The following is a 17,805-nucleotide window of genomic DNA, read 5'->3' on the forward strand; positions in this document are numbered from 1 at the left end:
CAACATGCTCGAATACTTTGAGCATGTTGATTTTACCAGAATGTAGAACGCCGCTTAGCTCTCGCGATAATATTTTCTGGCATACGCTGTTCCAACCCTTGCCGAAGCATAGAGATCCTACGATGCTGACGTGTATCTGGCGTCACCGAATTATATAACCAGCGATACGCATCTTCGTAATCCAAAGGACTACCATAGTCTCGAAGTAACAGTTCAGCCAACTGAATTCGAGCGTTGATATTACCCATAGATGCCGCCTCCCGAAGGTAAGGAATCGCACGCTCCTTATCTTGCTGAACCAACGTCCCTCGAGAATAATACCGCCCTATTTGCTCTAGAGCCGCAGGTAGACCTTGGTTTGCCGCATTTTCCATGTAGTAGAGACCTAACTCCACATCCTGATCAACACAGACTCCCCACGCCAGCATATCGCCATATAAAAATTCATAAGCAGGCAGGCTTATTCGAGTCGCACGAGCAACGATATCCTCTACAAGCTGGCAGTTGTCGGCCTTCACCCGTTCTAGATGTTTGTTCTTTTCAATCAGATTGATCAGTTCAGCTTCGGTGTAAACTGGCACAGGCTCCCCAATATGGTCATCTGCATTTGCAATACCAACTCGGGAGCACAATGCGAGTAACAACGAAGCCGTTACAGCTCGTAGTTTCATAATCGCACTCTTTATTCATACCGTGCTTTTGTATCGGCAATTCCCGCTAACTCTTTAGACAAGTATTGCCGATCTTTGGCAATACTTTGCCAGAGAGCGAATAAAAAGTAACCGAAAATGATATAAAAATGCCAGCTTAAAAAAGCTGGCATTTTAAATCATTTTAAGTTCAGTTGGTTACGCGTTGAAAGGGTGAACTTTGATAATGGTTTCGTTACGGTCAGGACCTGTAGAGACGATATCTACTGGCACACCAGTCAGCTCCTCAATACGCTTAATGTAGTCAAGAGCAGCTTTAGGAAGCGCATCGATTGACTTCGCACCGAAGGTATTTTCAGACCAACCTGGCATGGTTTCGTAAATTGGCGTTGCTTCTTCAAAGGATTCTGCAGACATTGGAGAAACCTCTAAAATAGAGCCATCTTTCATCTTGTAACCTGTACAAATTTTCAGCTCTTCTAGACCATCTAGCACATCCAATTTTGTTAGGCAGAAACCAGAAATAGAGTTAATTTGGATTGCACGGCGCATAGCCACAGCATCAAACCAACCGGTACGACGCAGACGACCCGTTGTAGCACCAAACTCTTGACCAACATCACCTAAGTGCTTACCGACTGGATCTTGCTTATCCAGACCATCATACAATTCCGTAGGGAAAGGACCTGAACCTACGCGTGTGCAGTATGCCTTAGTAATACCAAGGATGTAACCGATGTGACGAGGACCAAAACCAGAACCTGCCGCTACACCACCAGCCGTCGTGTTAGATGAGGTTACGTATGGGTAAGTACCATGGTCAATATCAAGCAGTGTTCCTTGAGCACCTTCAAACATGATCTTATCACCACGCTTACGTGCAGCATCAAGCTCATCCGTTACGTCGATAACCATAGAGGTAAGAAGGTCGGCATAGCCCATTGCTTGCTCTAGCACTTCTTCGTAACTTACAGGCTCAACTTTGTAGAAGTGTGCTAACTGGAAATTATGGTATTCCATCACTTCTTTGAGTTTCTCAGCAAAGGCTTCTTTATCGAACAAATCGCCAACGCGAAGACCGCGACGAGCCACTTTGTCTTCGTAGGCAGGACCGATACCACGACCCGTTGTACCAATGGCTTTTTTGCCAAGAGCCATTTCACGCGCTTGGTCAAGAGCAATATGGTAAGGAAGAATTAGAGGACAAGCTTCAGAAATGAAAAGACGCTCGCTCACTGGGATGCCGCGCTCTTCAAGTGGTTTCATTTCTTTTAGAAGTGCTTCAGGTGATAGAACTACACCATTACCGATAACACATTTTACGTTATCGCGAAGAATACCTGATGGAATTAAATGAAGAACGGTTTTCTCACCGTCAATGACTAAAGTGTGACCTGCATTGTGACCGCCTTGGTAGCGAACCACGTATTTTGCATCTTCAGTTAAAAGGTCTACGATTTTGCCTTTACCTTCGTCACCCCATTGGGTGCCTAGAACGACTACGTTATTTCCCATCTTTCCAAGTCTGATTGCTAGTTAAAAATGGATTCTAGCACCTTAAAATAAAAGATGCAGTCATTTTTTAGGCATAGAAGTGAAACACTTGCTCAACCTTATGTCTTGGAAGGAATAATAACTGAGCACTAGAATAATAAAGGCGGCAACCCCTTATCCCTGTAGATAAAATGGTTGTGGAATGGGCTCTGAGAGAGGGGCTATGAAAACACGTAAGCGATGACCGCTCCCGCGACTACCAAGCAACCACCTATTCTTCTAAGTTGATTGTCTTCCTGCTCACTAAGCTGCTTGATCATATTACGCCACCCGTTAGGAACAAATAAGGGGCCAAGACCTTCAACGATAAGAACCAACCCAAAAGCGAGCCATAAAGAGTCTGACATAACGTGTCTTTTCCTATTAGGTTAATGGGTACAAAAAAGCCCCTTTCGGGGCTTTACCGTGTTTTATTACCTTGCGCTATTTGCTGCCTATAGCATCATTCATGTACTTGAAGAACTCACTGTTCGGATCAAGCACAAGAATATCACTCTTACTGCTGAATGATTTCTCATACGCACTCAGAGAACGAAGGAAGCTATAAAACTCAGGGTCTTTACTGTATGAATCAGAGTAAATCTTAGCTGCAGTTGCATCCGCTTCACCTCGGGTGACTCGCGCAGTTCTGTCTGCTTCCGCCAACACAGTCGCCACTTCAAGCTCCGCTTGAGCGCGAATAACCTCGGCTTTCTCGCGACCTTGAGAACGGTGCTTACGGGCTACAGATTCACGCTCCGCACGCATACGGCGATAGATTGATTCACTGATTTCATCTGGCAAGTTGATTTTCTTCATACGAAAGTCAACCACTTCAATACCTAAGTCATTACTTGCACTGACGCGAGTATCGTTCAGTACATCAGCCATGACCTTGTCACGCTCACCGTCGATCTCTAAAGCTTGTTTAGCCGCTTCAGATGCTAACTCTGCGGCGCTCAGATCTTTTGGAAGTACATCGTTATTACGAGGACCAGACACAATTTGCTTGATCTCACGAGCACCAATTTCAGAACGAAGAACATCCGTTACTTTACGTTCAAGTAGTGCTTGAGCAGTCAGTGTGTCACCACCACCGGTTGCCAAGTAGTACTGACCAAAATCATCAATTCTCCACTTAACGTAAGAATCGATGATCACGTCTTTTTTCTCAGACGTAACAAAACGATCGGCACGTCCGTCCATCGTTTGAATACGCGCATCCAGACGTTTCACACGATCAAACAAAGGTAATTTGAAGTGCAAGCCAGGGTTGTAAATTTTAGAGATAATGACAGGTTTGCCGTTTTCATCTAGAACGTTAACAACGGTTTCTATGCCGTTTTCAACAATGGTTTCTGTTTCCGTGTCTTTTTGAACTTCACCAAAGCGGATAACAATACCCTTTTCACCTTCAGGAATCACAAATACAGACATGAGGAACAGCGCGAGCGCTACAACGAGTAAAGGGATCATTAATTTACGCATAATTAGTATCTCCCTTGACGTGAGCCGCTAGAGCGAGACTGCGTGGAGGATGAGGTATCAGTACGCTCTGATTCCAATTCGATCTGATCATATGCCGATGACGATTTTGCCTTACGTTTAGTATTTGATGTTTCGGCTGCCTGACCCGTAATCTTATCGATTGGCAGGTACAATAGGTTACCGCTGGACTCAGAATCAATGAGAACCTTCGATGTACTGGTGTACACTTCTTCCATTGTGTCTAAGTACAAACGAGCACGAGTTACATCAGGAGCCGCTTGGTATTCAGGTAATAGCTTCTCAAATTGAGCAACCTGACCAAGTGCTTCATTAATTGTACGTTCAGAATAACCCAACGCTTCTTTCTTCAAACGTTCTGAACGACCCGTTGCTTTAGGCAAGATTTCATTCTTATAAGCTTCCGCTTCTCGAACAAAACGCTCTTCATCTTCTCGAGCTGCAATCGCGTCATCAAACGCATCTTTTACCTGCTCAGGTGGACGCGCCGACTGGAAGTTCACATCCACAACCACAATGCCCATATCGTAACCATCAATAATACGATTGAGTGTTTCTTGCGTGCTTTGACGGATTTGCTGGCGACCACTCGTCAGAATGCTATCCATCAGAGAATCACCAATTACCGCACGAAGCGCGGAGTCAGTAGCCTGACGCAAGCTGTCATCAGCATTGGTTACGACATATAGATATTTGTATGGGTCAGAAACACGATACTGAACACCCATTTCAACGGTTACAACGTTTTCATCTTTTGTCAGCATCAAGCCAGACGCTCTCAGTGAGCGAATTGCTTGCACATTAACCAGTTCATAAGTATCGATAAATTTAGGGTGCCACTTAAGACCGGGGCCTTCAATTCGATCTTCTTTACCTAAGCGTAAAACAACAGAACGCTCTGCTTCGCCTACGGTGTAGAAACCAGACACAACCCAAATTACGATGGCAACAACTGCAATCAAACCTAAACCGATAGCACCGCCGCCACCGATAGAAGCGCCGTTGCCTCCGCGCTTACCAAATTTTCCACCCAGCTTCTGACTCAGCTTATTAAACACTTCATCTAAATCTGGTGGACCTTGATCACGACCACGATTTTTATTCCCCCAAGGGTCTTTATCGCGACCATTATCGCCGTTGTTATTTCCAGGCTCATTCCACGCCATTAGAAAGCTCCATCATTTGATATGACGTTATACTGTAGCAGTCCATTAAGTAACTATAAAGTCGCCTAAAACTGCCCCTTCTCTTTTTTCTAGTCTAGACCAATCTACTTGTTGCATTCGGACGTCGATCAGTAAATTACCTTCCTTATCATACGCTTCTTGTTGAATGCTTTTCAATTGGAAGAATGTACTTCGAAATTTTCCCTGATACAGGGGAGGAATTCGGAGGTGATACTGCACCATTTGACTCGCTAACCGCTTGGTGAGTGCGTCAAACAACAGCTTCAAGCCCTCGCCTTCCATCGCCGAAACCCAAACACGTTGAGGAATACCCTCATCATTGTATTCTATTCTAGGCTGTTGGCCTTCCATATTGTCAATCTTGTTCATGACGACGAGCATTGGCACTTCATGGGCATCAATCTCTTCAAGTACTTCATGAACAGCATGGATATTCTCACGAAAACGCTCGTCACTGGCATCGACAACATGTAACAAAATGTCAGCTTCTTGCGTTTCTTGCAATGTAGCTTTAAATGCAGCAACTAAGTCATGAGGAAGGTGTCGGATAAATCCAACGGTATCCGCCAAAATAGCCATTCCTACATCGTCTAATTCAATCTTACGTAACGTTGGATCTAACGTAGCAAATAATTGATCTGCTGCGTAAACACCCGCTTCGGTAATCCGATTAAATAATGTCGATTTACCCGCATTGGTGTAACCAACTAAAGACAAGGTTGGAATTTCTGCACGATGACGAGCTCGGCGACCTTGCTCCCTTTGCTTCGCTACCTTCTCAAGGCGTCGAAGGATGGCTTTAATACGATCACGCAACAAACGCCGGTCAGTTTCTAACTGAGTTTCACCTGGTCCTCGAAGACCTATCCCACCTTTTTGTCGCTCTAAGTGCGTCCAACCACGAATGAGGCGCGTCGATAGATGGCGCAGTTGAGCCAATTCTACTTGCAATTTACCTTCATGAGTTCGAGCACGCTGAGCAAAAATATCTAAGATAAGACCAGTTCGATCCAATACGCGACACTTAAAAAGTTGTTCGAGATTTCGTTCTTGGGCAGGAGAAAGGGAGTGGTTAAAGATCACGATTTCCGCTCCAGCACTTTGCACTGCTTGAGCAATTTCTTGAGCTTTACCCTCCCCGACATAGTATTTAGGGTGTGGGGACTGACGACTGCCAGTGATAACTTGCAGAACTTCAACCCCTGCGGACTTCACTAGCATTTCACATTCTGCTAGATCGTCCCATTCACCTTCTTGCGTGAAGTTGATATGAACAAGTACAGCCTGCTCACCGGCTTCATAACGGTCAAACAAGCACTCAACTCCTTACTAAAGTACTATTAATCTTCAGATTTCTCTTGTGGACGTTCAGGAGAACGTTCTGTGTTGCTGTGATGCGTTACCGCACGAGCAGGTACCACAGTAGAGATCGCATGCTTGTAAACCATTTGATTAACAGTATTTTTCAACAAGATCACAAACTGATCGAAAGACTCGATCTGACCTTGAAGTTTGATACCGTTAACAAGATAGATAGATACAGGTACACGCTCGCGGCGTAGCGCATTTAGAAATGGGTCTTGTAAAGACTGCCCCTTAGCCATTTTATTTTCCTTATTTGATTGTATTTTTAATTTTATTTAGCTATTCCGAGAGCTGTTTTTGCATTCGAGCTAAATGAAAAAGTGCGCAAAAACGATCACATTATACACAGTGAAATCAATCCGATGCTATGGCATTTGACATACTTTCTAGTGCATCTTCAATGTGTTCGCTATCTAACCAAGTTAAACCATCCCAACTGCGCAGCCAGGTGATTTGTCGCTTGGCCAATTGACGGGTTGCACAGATTCCGCGAAAAACCGCATCATCCAACGAGCAACTCCCATCCAAATAATCCCACATTTGCCTGTAACCAACACATCGAATCGAAGGTAGATCCGGATGAAGATCTTTTCTAGCGTATAACGCCTGAACTTCTTCTTCAAATCCTGCATTGATCATTTTTTCAAATCGGAGCTCGATACGGCGGTGGAGCTCTGCCCTTTCCTTGGGGGCTATCGCAAATTGCTTTACCTTAAATGGCAAGGGCTTACCTTGCTTTTTGGTCAGTTCAGTAAGAGTTTTACCTGAAATTTTGTAAACTTCCAATGCCCGTGACAATCTTTGTGGATCATTCGGGTGAATTCTCTTCGCTGATACTGGATCAATTTCTTTTAGTTTATCGTGCAATGCTGACCAACCAAAAGTCAACGCATCTTGCTCTATTTCTTGACGAATTGCGGGATCTGCCGCAGGCAAAGGCGACAACCCTTCTAATAGAGCCTTGTAATACAGCATAGTTCCGCCAACTAAGAGGGGAATTTTGCCTTGCGAAACGATTTCATGCATTTGTTCGAGTGCGTCTCGACGAAAATCCGCCGCAGAATACGATTCGCTTGGGTCAAGAATATCGATCAAACGATGCGGAGCAAGTTCTAGCTCTCGCTCATCTGGTTTTGCTGTGCCAATATCCATACCTTTGTAGATCAACGCCGAATCAACGCTAATGATCTCCACTGGGTATTTTTGTCTTAATCGTATTGCTACTTCGGTTTTACCCGACGCTGTTGGTCCCATTAAAAATAGGGCCAATGGAAGTTTATCTGTCATCACGAATTCAATGCTGCAATGGTGGATGCGAAATCAATCGGCTGACAAAACACTGGGTCATCAACGGGCAGCCGCCCCTTTCTCAGGTTTTCAATGTCCGAAATTAATTGTATGGCCTCTGATGTTGAGTAGGTTGCTTTAACCTGAGTCACTTTAGTTGCCAGCCAATTAGAAACTTGCTTCGCCTCAATTTCTTGGGTTTGGTTCTGTAGATACGATAACAGATCTGGTATCAATAATTGCAGATTTTGCTGTCTGATGGGCTGTGGCACGGCCATCACCATGATACCTCGCGTATTTTTTTCACGCAGCTGAATTCCAAGTCGCTGAAGCAAAGTATCAAATTGTGAAACCTGTTCAACCAAGTTCTTATCCAGTTTGAGCGAAAGCGGCACAAGGAGAGGCTGAGCTTTTAAAGGAGACCCACTCACTGACAGCTGGCATTGAGTTCGATACCACTCCGCCCTTGGTAAATTGACTAGCACACATTCTGGTTTCGCTTCCATCAACAAATATTGTTCACCAACGACTGTAAACGCTTTACCCAAAACAAAATCATCACGCTTCGTTTCTAGAGTACGTGGAGGTTTCGGTGTACTTTGCGCTTCGCGCTCTATGGGGTTTATATCTTCAGATGTGCTAAGTAACTCTTTGTATGCTTCAACTTCCTGCCAGCTTGGTGCGTCTTCTTTACATTGAGGCCTATTTTTACCGCTGCCAGAACCTGAATGGCTTGACACTCTCGCTTGCTGCCATTCATTGCTTGTTGATGGTGTGTGAATACGCTGAACAGAGCCACTTGATTCGGTATTCGTTAAGTGCTGAGAAAATATTGGCTCTTTGTCGGAAGTCTGATCGGCTTTTCCAGGATACGCTGGCGAACCTGCAATGGCTTCCATTATACGATGCTGTGATTCATTGGGTTCAGACTGAGAATAAGCTGAAGCACGCGTTTCTATCGGAATAATGACTTCTGCTTGCGACAATGCATCACTCAGTGCTTGGTAGATAAAGTCGTGTACTAGCCGCGCTTGATGGAAACGTACTTCGTGTTTCGCGGGATGCACATTCACATCAACTTGATGGGGATCAAGCTCAATAAACAAGACGTATGTGGCAAACTGATCGGGACTTAAGCCGTTTTCATAGCTCTGTCGAATGGCATGATTGATCAGTTTATCTCTCATCATTCGACCATTCACATAACAATACTGCAAGTCGCTTTGTTGACGAGCCCCTTCCGGTGTGGTGACCCAACCATGCAATTTCAGCCCTTGATGCTCCACACTGATTTTCAGCATGTGTCTGACAAAGGCACTGCCACACACAGCAGTAATACGGGCTTCTTCTTGGCGACCTGTTTTCGCTGCGCGATACTGTCGAATCATTTTCCCGTTATGGCGCAAATTGATGGTCACATCGAATCGGCTTAAAGCAATGCGCTTTAGCAATTCGTCTATGTGTGAGAATTCCGTTTTCTCTGTACGTAAAAACTTTCGACGGGCGGGCGTGTTAAAAAACAAATCCAAGACTTCGACGGACGTACCTATCGGGTGAGCCGTTGGCTGGAGCTTTACTTCCATATCTCGACCTTCACTGTATGCAGACCATGCCTGATCTTGGGTTGCAGGTCGGGATGTGATGGTTAATCGAGAAACGGAGCTGATACTGGCGAGCGCTTCGCCTCGAAACCCTAAACTCATAATGGCTTCAAGATCATCCAATGTGTGGATTTTCGAGGTGGCATGACGACTCAACGCCAATCCAAGTTCGCCTTTAATGATGCCTTTACCGTTGTCACGGACACGAATAAGTTTAGCGCCACCTTTATCTATATCAATATCGATGCGAGTCGCGCCAGAGTCTAAGCTGTTCTCAACCAGTTCTTTTACAACAGACGCGGGTCTTTCAACCACTTCACCAGCGGCAATTTGATTCGCCAAACGTGCAGGCAGTATTTTTATCGTCATTATTTGCTCGGAATGATCAAAACCTGTCCTACCGATAAGGTATCAGATTTGAGGTTGTTCACTTTCTTGATGGCAGAAGTCGACACACCATATTGAGATGCAATTTTTCCAAGGTACTCGCCTTTTCTAACCTTATGCTTCACCACTGGTTTATCTTTCAGTTTGACCTGAATGTTTAACTCCTGCCCAACCTTTAGCGTATTCGACTTCAACTTATTTTGCTGTTTAATACTCGCGACGGACACATTATACTTGCTCGCTATCTTCCCAAGATACTCACCCGGTTTCACGACATGTGTAATAACCTGAGTTTTCGTCGATGGCGTCGTTGGAGTGTTTCCTGAAATAATCAGTACTTGCCCAACAGAAATATGGGTACTTTTTAGCTTATTCGTTTCAATGATGGCTTGAATTGTCGTTCCGTATTGTTGTGCAATTCGAGACAACGACTCCCCACGTACCACCTTGTGCTTAATACTCGCACCTTTATTTGCCAACAAAGTACCTTCTGGTGGATTCGCTTCAAAATAATCCACAATGGCTTTCGATAATGACCGAGCTAACTTATCTTGGTGTGCAGGCTGGAATAACAACTTTTCTTCCGTTGGATTAGAAATAAACCCCGTTTCAACCAATACCGAAGGAATATCTGGCGACTTTAATACGGCCAAGCTTGCGTGAACGGGTTCGCTCTTATGAAGACGAGTCACTTTGCCCATTTCTTTCAGAATATTGGTTGCGACTTTATAGCCTTCTTTCTGAGAATAACTGAATTTCAAATCCAGAAGGGTCTGGCTTAGGTTGCGATCGTTGTTGTGCTTAGAGAGCACCTCACCCGCCCCACCAAGTAACTCTGATTGCTCTTCATGCTTCTCGACCCAACGAGCAATTTCACTGTTTGCCCTTCTGACATTCAGAACAAAAACAGATCCACCTCGCGGCTGCGGAGAGCGGAAGCTGTCGGCATGCACAGAAACAAGCAAGTGTGCTTTGTTTTCCCGCGCGATTTCAGAACGTTTATTAAGGTTAACGAAGTAATCACCAGTGCGGGTCAACACAGCACGAACACCACGTACTTGGTTAAGCTCTCGTGCCAGTTTTTTAGAAATCGCTAGCGTCGCGTGTTTTTCATATTTTTTTGTGGGTCCGATGGAACCGGGATCCTCACCACCATGCCCAGGATCAATTGCAATAATGACGTCAGCGTACCCTAAAAATTGAGAGGCATCCTTACCGGGTGAAAGTGTAGATGGAACAATTGGCTTCGATGGCAGAACTTTAGCAGGTTCACTGACTTTGCCGTGAGGCAAATCGATCACGAGACGATGACCATACTGCCCACCGGGTGTGGGACTGAGCTTGAATAAGTTTGGGGTGGTTGGCTTCTTCAATTCGAAGACCAAGCGATAAGTGCCTTTTTCAGGCGGGGTGCTTTTCCGAATTTTTTTGAGTACCTCAGAATCTTTCACGTTGTTGGGCAGTTTAGCTTTCACATTCGTTTGTTTAAGATCCACAACCAAACGCGCTGGATTCGTTAGTGTAAAGTAGCTGTAATTGGCTTCACTGCTCAAATCAATGACAATACGGGTTTCTTCCGGCGAAGGCCAAACTCTTACACCTTCAAGCGTATTCGCTGATACTTTGCCAGCAACCCCGAACAGAAAAAAGAAAGCAAGCAGTAAAAATGCTCGAAATTGCTTATAAATCAACACGACTCCAAATTCTTAAGCAAAGCATAACCATAATCCGTATTCGCGGTAACCGTTGCAATACGTTGGGTTTGGTCATATTTCATTTCAATATCCAAGTCAGGAGAAGGTAGAAGCCCTTCGCCTTTTTCTGGCCACTCTACAAGACAGATAGCATCCGGAGTAAAGTAATCACGAATCCCCATAAACTCCAACTCCTCTGGGTCTGCCAGCCGATACAAGTCAAAATGATACACTTGCCACTCTTTTAACTGGTAAGGCTCCACCAATGTATAGGTTGGGCTTTTTACATTACCAACATGCCCAAGAAACCTTATAAAGCCACGGCTGAACGTCGTCTTGCCTGCGCCTAAATCACCATGTAAGTAAATCGTCGTTTGCTGGGTGCATGCCTTCGCTACAAGCTGTCCAAATTCGACCGTCGCGCTTTCATCAATGAGAGAATAATGTTTCATGTTCATTTGTTGCATGTTCCAGTATCGATCAACGACTATATTAAATTCAAAAGAAACGGAATAGTAAACCGTGTTGGTTTTGAGAGACAAGATCTTATCTGTTAAGAAACGATAAAAAAATACCCATTTATGAAGCCTTTTAGCTCAAGCTAGCCGTATGTATCCAATTTTCTCTACTGGAAAGGTGTTCTTTTTACTTATAGGATCAGTTAGAATCGTCGCCCTTTTTTCACGCTATTTGCATCATGGATTACTCCGAACTTGCCGTCAAAATTAAACAGTGGGCTATAGAACTTGGCTTCCAAAAAGTAGGCATTTGTGATGTCGACTTAAAAGAGCACGAAAAACCACTACAAGACTGGCTAGACTCAGGTTACCACGGAGAAATGGACTGGATGGCTCGCCACGGAATGATGCGCGCGCGACCAGACGAATTATTACCCGGAACCGTTCGGGTGATCAGCGCTCGTATGAACTATCTCCCTCCCGATGCTCAATTTGCAAGTAACCTTAAAGACCCTAACCAAGGTTACGTAAGCCGATACGCCCTTGGACGCGATTACCACAAATTGGTACGCAATCAACTTAAAAAGCTAGGGCAAAGAATTGAGCAAGAGGTAGGAAAGTTTGGCTATCGTCCGTTTGTCGACTCGGCACCGCTCTTGGAACGCCCCTTAGCTCAAAAAGCAGGGCTGGGTTGGACGGGAAAACATTCTCTGATATTAGATGAAAGCGCTGGCTCTTGGTTCTTCCTAGGTGAACTGCTGATTGATTTGCCCTTACCTGTCGATGAACCGTCTTCCGATCAGTGTGGAAGTTGCAAAGCATGCATTACCTCATGTCCAACAGGGGCTATTGTAAGTGAAGGGGTGATCGACTCTCGTCTTTGTATTTCGTATCTGACGATTGAACTCAGTGGAAAAATCCCAGTGGAGCTTCGCTCTAAAATGGGTAACAGGATATACGGCTGTGACGATTGCCAATTAGTGTGCCCATGGAACCGCGAAGCTGACATTACTGACCAAACAGACTTTCATCGGCGTGATGCATTTGGCTCCTCCGAACTTATCACTTTGATCTCATGGTCCGAACAAGAGTTTCTGAAAAAAATGGAAGGTTCCGCAATTCGACGCATTGGTCATATACAGTGGATGAGAAATATCGCTGTCGCCATGGGAAATGCGCCCTTTTCTCAGGACATCGTCTATGCTCTTCGAGGGAGAATGGGAATGGATGACAATTTGGACGAGCACATTCAATGGGCAATCGATAGCCAAATGGCAAAAACACCGATAAAAGATAGGAAAAAAGAGCGCTTAATCAGAATTATCCAAAAAGGTTTACCAAGAGATGCCTAATGACTTAGGAAACTGACTCCTTATAGAACGCCCAAGAATTTATTTTCTGTAATGAAAAGTTCAAAATCTGAGACGGTATTTATACCTATAATTTGATTTAATTCTCAAAAAGTACTCTATGTGGAAAAAAGCGAATTTGGTAGCACAGATAGCTGGATAATGAAAAGTTAAACACAGATACAATAAATGACGAGGATCAAAAAAATACGAGTTAATGATCTTAACCCTTGCATCCATCGGAAAGTAAAAGCATCTCTCGACGCCTTATATACATAGACTTACATGAGTTTCATCTTTACCCGTGATGACGAAAACAAAAGAATGATCCTTGCCAATCCTTTCAAAACCCCTTAATAAAACAATTTATCAACCAAGTTATCCACAGAACATGATTTGTGGATAAGTCTGTTAGTTAAATTGTAAACATGCAGCAGGCTCCCCTATATACTTATTGAAAGCAGTGGAAAACTGAGCACCGTTTATGGCATCGGCTAGCTTTAAATGGAAAACGAAAAAAACACCCGACTGGGTGATTGTTTTGTTTCTTTCTGGGGTAATGCTTCACAGCATTCATAAAGAGCGGTTGATGCGTCTTCACATCATTCCCTTTCAGGAGAATAGCCACTAATAATTATAGTGAGAAATTTTACTTTCTAAGCACTTTTCAGTTGCTAAGTGAAAAAATTCAGATCGACACACGAGGTACCTGAACTTCAAAGAACTAGGCGTGACCTCAACCTTAGCAAGCTTGTATGTTTAAGTGCTTTTTCGTTCCTAAACGAAGGAAATTTGGAGCGACACACGAGGTTCGAACTCGTGACCTCAACCTTGGCAAGGTTGCGCTCTACCAGCTGAGCTAGTGTCGCATGATTCATCGCAATCGCAATCAATCTGAATGTGGTTGCGGGGGCCGGATTTGAACCGACGACCTTCGGGTTATGAGCCCGACGAGCTACCAAGCTGCTCCACCCCGCGTCCGTATTTCGTCATCATTCAAAGCATGATGAGCGCTTATATTTCCCAATAGGGAAAGAATCTGGAGCGACACACGAGGTTCGAACTCGTGACCTCAACCTTGGCAAGGTTGCGCTCTACCAGCTGAGCTAGTGTCGCAGATCATCGTTAAGCACGATAAGAGCTTTTTTACTTTCAGGCTAGAAAGTGGAGCGACACACGAGGTTCGAACTCGTGACCTCAACCTTGGCAAGGTTGCGCTCTACCAGCTGAGCTAGTGTCGCATGATTCATCGCAAAAGCAATCAATCTAAATGTGGTTGCGGGGGCCGGATTTGAACCGACGACCTTCGGGTTATGAGCCCGACGAGCTACCAAGCTGCTCCACCCCGCGTCCGTATTGTAGTCATTATTTAAAGCATAATGAAAGCTTATTATTTCCATATTAAGTGGAAATTGGAGCGACACACGAGGTTCGAACTCGTGACCTCAACCTTGGCAAGGTTGCGCTCTACCAGCTGAGCTAGTGTCGCATGATTCATCGCAAAAGCAATCAACCTAAATTTGGTTGCGGGGGCCGGATTTGAACCGACGACCTTCGGGTTATGAGCCCGACGAGCTACCAAGCTGCTCCACCCCGCGTCCGTATTGTCGTCATCATTTAAAGCATGATGAAAGCTTGTCACTTCCAAACTGCGTGGAAACTGGAGCGACACACGAGGTTCGAACTCGTGACCTCAACCTTGGCAAGGTTGCGCTCTACCAGCTGAGCTAGTGTCGCATTCACAACGTTTCCGCCGTTTAGGGCTGCGAATTATAAGAGCATTTTCTTTTGATGCAAGCCCTTCATTCAAAAAAATCAAAAAAAATGTCGATTCGATGAAAAAAGAAACAAAACTCATCGTATTCGTTCATCCCTTAAGCAATTCAATCATATAAGGTTGATTTTAAAAAGCTCAACATTCACCGATACCCGCACTTTCAGACACCTTAGAAAGACAGCACGGGTAACACTGAGGGGAAACTAGATGCTAAATACTTGCTTGCGATAAAACCGAAGTTCAGCGATGGACTCACGAATATCATCCAAAGCAAGATGGCTTCCTGTTTTTGAGAACTGTTTTAGCACGTCAGGTTTCCATCGACGTGTCAGCTCCTTAATGGTGCTGACATCGATGCAGCGATAATGAAAGTACGCTTCAAGCTCCGGCATAAATTCATAGAGAAAACGACGATCCTGACCGACACTATTACCGCAAATGGGGGATTTACCAGCGGGCACCCAGTGTTTTAAGAATTCTATCGTTTGCTCGATGGCTTGTTGCTCTGTCACTGTACTCTGTTTTACCCGCTTTACTAAACCACTGCCTGTATGAGTGGTTGTGCACCATTCATCCATTTTCGCCAGCTCTTCTTCAGGTTGATGAATTGCGAGAACGGGTCCTTCAGCGAGAATATTGAGCTCACTATCGGTAACAATAGTAGCGATTTCAATGATCTTATGGGTTTCAGGGTTTAACCCTGTCATCTCGAGATCGATCCAAATTAAGTTTTGATCGCTGAACGACATAGATGAATTGCCTATTTTGTTGATAAAAGAGGTATCATACCCACCTATTTTGGAATTCCAACTAAAGAAGTTGATAATCCGTGGCAAAAAAGAAAAAGCTCACAAAAGGTCAAGTACGACGCGTTCGTCATAATCAAAAAAAGCGATTAACCCAAGAAGAAACCATCCAATGGGAAGAATCTATGTTGGGATCAGCTAAATCGGGGCTGGTCATCACTCGCTTTGGTCAACACGCCGACATTGAAGACAGTGAATCTGGAAGCGTCCATCGCTGCAATCTCAGACGAGGTATTGAAAGTTTAGTCTCTGGAGACAAAGTTATCTGGCGATCGGGGCATGAATCTATGGCCGGTATTGCGGGTGTGGTTGAAGCTGTCGAACCAAGAACTTCCATTTTAACTCGTCCAGACTACTACGACGGCTTAAAACCTGTGGCAGCGAACATTGATCAAATGGTGATCGTGACTTCTGTTTTGCCTGAACTTTCTCTCAATATTATTGATCGCTACCTTGTGGCTTCCGAGACATTAAATATTGAACCTTTAATCGTTTTGAATAAAATCGACTTGCTTGATAAGGCGCAACGCGAAACCTATCTTGAATGGTTAGCTGAATACGAGAAAATTGGCTACAAAGTCCTGTTTGTCAGTAAGGAATCCGGAGAAGGGATCAAAGAACTGCAAGCCGAACTTAAAGATAGAATCAACATCTTCGTAGGGCAATCTGGCGTCGGAAAATCCAGCTTAGTCAATGCGTTAATGCCGGAAGTCGATGCCGAAGAAGGTGCCGTATCTGAAAACTCGGGCTTAGGGCAACACACAACGACCACCGCAAGACTGTATCACTTCCCTAAAGGTGGCGACCTTATCGATTCGCCAGGAGTGCGTGAATTTGGTCTTTGGCATTTAGAATCCGAAGAAGTGACGGAAGCTTTTATCGAATTTCGACCGTTTCTAGGTGGCTGTAAGTTTCGCGATTGTAAACACAATGATGACCCTGGCTGCATTATACGTGAAGCGGTCGAACGCGGAGACATCAGCGATATCCGTTTTGAAAACTACCACCGCATTATTGATAGCATGGGTGAGAACAAAGCTAACAGGCAGTACTCACGCAATAAAAAAGCCGATTTGTAATCATAAGGCTCCCTCTTGGCGATATTTGCCACAATTTTGTGGTAAATCGTAAACCCTTAATGTAAAGAAGCTGACAACAGAAGTGAGATTCAGTAACATCTCGCGCCGACTTGTAAAACAATTTGGAACCAATTGTGTTAGATAGAATTAAAGTGAGTCTCCAGTACTGGATCCCACAACATGGATTAACGCGTCTTGTCGGTAAACTGGCGAGTGCAAAAGCAGGCAGCCTAACCACCGCCGTAATTCGTTGGTTTATCAAGCAGTACAACGTCAACATGGATGAAGCATTGCATTCGGATCCCGCTTACTTCAAAACGTTTAACGAATTTTTTGTACGTGAGCTCAAAGAAGGGGCTCGCCCTATTGCGCAAGGGAGTTCCGTCATTTCGCACCCAGCCGATGCCTGTGTAAGCCAATTCGGTCCAATTGAAGATGGGCAGCTCATTCAAGCAAAAGGTCACAACTATTCGGCGCAAGAGCTGTTAGGTGGCAGTGAAACATTGGCTGAAGAGTTTATTGATGGCGAATTTGCAACGCTATATCTATCTCCTCGTGACTACCATAGGGTACACATGCCTTGTGATGGAACGCTGCGTAAAATGATTTATGTACCTGGCGATTTGTTTTCTGTAAACCCATTAACAGCGGAGAACGTGCCCAACCTATTCGCTCGCAACGAACGGGTTGTTTGTATCTTTGATACAGAATTCGGTCCGATGGCACAAGTGCTTGTGGGGGCAACGATTGTTGGCAGTATCGAACTCGTATGGGCAGGTACGGTAACCCCACCTCGTGGTAACACGGTTTACACTTGGGATTACCCAGCGGAAGGCAACAAAGCGGTTGTACTGAAAAAGGGTGAGGAAATGGGTCGATTTAAACTTGGCTCAACCGTTATCAACCTGTTCGCAAAAGACAGCATCAAGTTCGATGACAGCATGCAGATCAACGCACCAACGATGATGGGTACACCTTACGCGCATCAACTGGACGATTAATGGCGATACATGTACCGCTAAAGGCAGGCTAAAGCCTGCCTTTTTTGATAAAAACACACTTCTATTCAATAGGTCACACACATCTTTCCAAATCACCAACACGCTCCAAATAAGCCTCACAATCT

The 17,805-nt window shown here is 44.6% G+C and carries 15 protein-coding genes and 8 tRNA genes; 3 read left to right on the forward strand and 20 right to left on the reverse strand.

Annotated elements, in window-relative coordinates; all coding sequences use genetic code 11:
* Positions 1-32: 32 nt before the first annotated feature.
* The 11 genes from motX to tsaE all read right to left on the reverse strand — a co-directional run bounded on the left by motX (position 33) and on the right by tsaE (position 11,668).
* Positions 33-671, reverse strand: coding sequence for a flagellar protein MotX (gene motX, locus HC752_RS10505; RefSeq protein ID WP_190335082.1), 639 nt, complete (start codon positions 669-671; stop codon positions 33-35).
* A 177-nt stretch (positions 672-848) separates the two neighbouring features.
* On the reverse strand, positions 849-2,165 hold the full coding sequence (locus HC752_RS10510; protein WP_190335083.1) for an adenylosuccinate synthase: 1,317 nt from the start codon (positions 2,163-2,165) through the stop codon (positions 849-851).
* Between the two features lie 200 nt (positions 2,166-2,365).
* Entirely contained in the window at positions 2,366-2,551 is a 186-nt protein-coding gene (locus tag HC752_RS10515; protein ID WP_190335084.1) for a DUF2065 domain-containing protein, read from the reverse strand.
* Between the two features lie 76 nt (positions 2,552-2,627).
* The gene (gene hflC / locus HC752_RS10520; RefSeq protein WP_190335085.1) at positions 2,628-3,671 is read right to left on the reverse strand and encodes a protease modulator HflC; all 1,044 of its coding nucleotides are present in this window, start codon (positions 3,669-3,671) and stop codon (positions 2,628-2,630) included.
* A 2-nt stretch (positions 3,672-3,673) separates the two neighbouring features.
* Positions 3,674-4,855 (reverse strand): FtsH protease activity modulator HflK, encoded by a 1,182-nt coding sequence (gene hflK, locus HC752_RS10525; protein ID WP_190335086.1) that lies wholly within the window; start codon positions 4,853-4,855, stop codon positions 3,674-3,676.
* 45 nt (positions 4,856-4,900) lie between these two features.
* Positions 4,901-6,190 (reverse strand): ribosome rescue GTPase HflX, encoded by a 1,290-nt coding sequence (gene hflX / locus HC752_RS10530; protein ID WP_190335087.1) that lies wholly within the window; start codon positions 6,188-6,190, stop codon positions 4,901-4,903.
* A gap of 26 nt (positions 6,191-6,216) precedes the next feature.
* Positions 6,217-6,480 (reverse strand): RNA chaperone Hfq, encoded by a 264-nt coding sequence (hfq, locus tag HC752_RS10535; protein ID WP_190335088.1) that lies wholly within the window; start codon positions 6,478-6,480, stop codon positions 6,217-6,219.
* 115 nt (positions 6,481-6,595) lie between these two features.
* On the reverse strand, positions 6,596-7,528 hold the full coding sequence (gene miaA, locus HC752_RS10540) for a tRNA (adenosine(37)-N6)-dimethylallyltransferase MiaA (protein WP_190335089.1): 933 nt from the start codon (positions 7,526-7,528) through the stop codon (positions 6,596-6,598).
* Positions 7,528-9,498, reverse strand: a complete 1,971-nt coding sequence (gene mutL / locus HC752_RS10545) for a DNA mismatch repair endonuclease MutL (protein ID WP_190335090.1) — start codon at positions 9,496-9,498, stop codon at positions 7,528-7,530. The genes miaA and mutL overlap by 1 nt, the downstream gene beginning before the upstream one ends.
* On the reverse strand, positions 9,498-11,210 hold the full coding sequence (locus tag HC752_RS10550; protein WP_190335091.1) for an N-acetylmuramoyl-L-alanine amidase: 1,713 nt from the start codon (positions 11,208-11,210) through the stop codon (positions 9,498-9,500). Before HC752_RS10550 ends, mutL begins: the two co-directional genes overlap by 1 nt.
* A complete protein-coding gene (gene tsaE / locus HC752_RS10555) occupies positions 11,204-11,668 on the reverse strand; it encodes a tRNA (adenosine(37)-N6)-threonylcarbamoyltransferase complex ATPase subunit type 1 TsaE (RefSeq protein WP_190335092.1) in 465 nt (154 codons plus the stop codon). Before tsaE ends, HC752_RS10550 begins: the two co-directional genes overlap by 7 nt.
* A 239-nt stretch (positions 11,669-11,907) precedes the next feature.
* Here tsaE and queG point away from each other — a divergent pair, with 239 nt between their 5' ends.
* Entirely contained in the window at positions 11,908-13,020 is a 1,113-nt protein-coding gene (gene queG, locus HC752_RS10560) for a tRNA epoxyqueuosine(34) reductase QueG (protein ID WP_190335093.1), read from the forward strand.
* A 790-nt stretch (positions 13,021-13,810) separates the two neighbouring features.
* Here queG and HC752_RS10565 read toward each other — a convergent pair.
* From HC752_RS10565 to orn, 9 genes are all read right to left on the reverse strand, one after another.
* Positions 13,811-13,886: transfer RNA gene (locus HC752_RS10565), tRNA-Gly, on the reverse strand.
* A gap of 32 nt (positions 13,887-13,918) precedes the next feature.
* Positions 13,919-13,995 (reverse strand) — tRNA-Met (locus HC752_RS10570).
* A gap of 62 nt (positions 13,996-14,057) precedes the next feature.
* Positions 14,058-14,133 (reverse strand) — tRNA-Gly (locus HC752_RS10575).
* Between the two features lie 49 nt (positions 14,134-14,182).
* A tRNA-Gly gene (locus tag HC752_RS10580) sits at positions 14,183-14,258 on the reverse strand.
* A 32-nt stretch (positions 14,259-14,290) separates the two neighbouring features.
* Positions 14,291-14,367 (reverse strand) — tRNA-Met (locus HC752_RS10585).
* A gap of 63 nt (positions 14,368-14,430) precedes the next feature.
* A tRNA-Gly gene (locus tag HC752_RS10590) sits at positions 14,431-14,506 on the reverse strand.
* Positions 14,507-14,538: 32 nt separating this feature from the next.
* Positions 14,539-14,615 (reverse strand) — tRNA-Met (locus tag HC752_RS10595).
* 63 nt (positions 14,616-14,678) lie between these two features.
* Positions 14,679-14,754, reverse strand: a tRNA-Gly gene (locus HC752_RS10600).
* A 243-nt stretch (positions 14,755-14,997) separates the two neighbouring features.
* Positions 14,998-15,543, reverse strand: coding sequence for an oligoribonuclease (gene orn, locus HC752_RS10605; RefSeq protein ID WP_190335094.1), 546 nt, complete (start codon positions 15,541-15,543; stop codon positions 14,998-15,000).
* A gap of 80 nt (positions 15,544-15,623) precedes the next feature.
* Here orn and rsgA point away from each other — a divergent pair, with 80 nt between their 5' ends.
* Complete coding sequence (gene rsgA / locus HC752_RS10610; RefSeq protein ID WP_190335095.1) at positions 15,624-16,679, forward strand: small ribosomal subunit biogenesis GTPase RsgA; 1,056 nt, start codon at positions 15,624-15,626, stop codon at positions 16,677-16,679.
* Positions 16,680-16,813: 134 nt separating this feature from the next.
* The gene (gene asd / locus HC752_RS10615) at positions 16,814-17,680 is read left to right on the forward strand and encodes an archaetidylserine decarboxylase (protein ID WP_190335096.1); all 867 of its coding nucleotides are present in this window, start codon (positions 16,814-16,816) and stop codon (positions 17,678-17,680) included.
* The last annotated feature ends 125 nt before the right edge of the window (positions 17,681-17,805 follow it).

The sequence above is a fragment of the Vibrio sp. S9_S30 genome (assembly GCF_014694455.1).
Taxonomy (GTDB): Bacteria; Pseudomonadota; Gammaproteobacteria; order Enterobacterales; family Vibrionaceae; genus Vibrio.